We start from the raw sequence: 510 nt of genomic DNA on the forward strand, positions 1-510 counted from the left end.
ATGGTCAAAACCCCTGCCCCCCGAGCAATGGGCCCAACGCTCCCCGGCGCTTGCAGCCGCCATCGTCCAGCGCGAAGCGGAATTGGCCGCTCAAGCCGATGCGCCGGCATGAGCACGCCAGCGGCCGGCACCACGAAGAAAGGGATGTTTTCGCGCAATGACTATCTGGCGCCGTTGCCGATCCCTACGGGGGAAAAGCCCTGTGACGTGCTCAATACCATCTGGCGCAAGAACGACGTCTTTATTGACATCGGCAACTACAGCATTGGTTCGGCGGTGATGGTGCTTTGGCCGATGGTGATGCTGTTTGCCTTCATGGGGTACCTGTTTCGAAATGATCATGACGACATGCATATTTTTGCGGTGATGACGACGTTCATCATTGGAGTACCCACCTTCTTTTTGATCCAGGGCCTCTTCCGCGAAGTCCCCTTGCCCGTCCGCTTCAACCGCCAGCGCCGCGAAGTCTGCGTGCCCCGCGACAACGGCGAATACTGGATCGTCCCCTGG

At 59.0% G+C, this 510-nt stretch carries 1 pseudogene; it reads left to right on the forward strand.

Features of this window, described 5'->3' with window-relative positions:
- Positions 1–108: 108 nt before the first annotated feature.
- Positions 109–510 (forward strand): annotated as a pseudogene (locus CAG41_RS28090) (hypothetical protein); the annotation flags it as partial.

The sequence above is a fragment of the Pseudomonas sp. B35(2017) genome, from assembly GCF_002113645.1.
GTDB lineage: Bacteria > Pseudomonadota > Gammaproteobacteria > Pseudomonadales > Pseudomonadaceae > Aquipseudomonas > Aquipseudomonas ekonensis.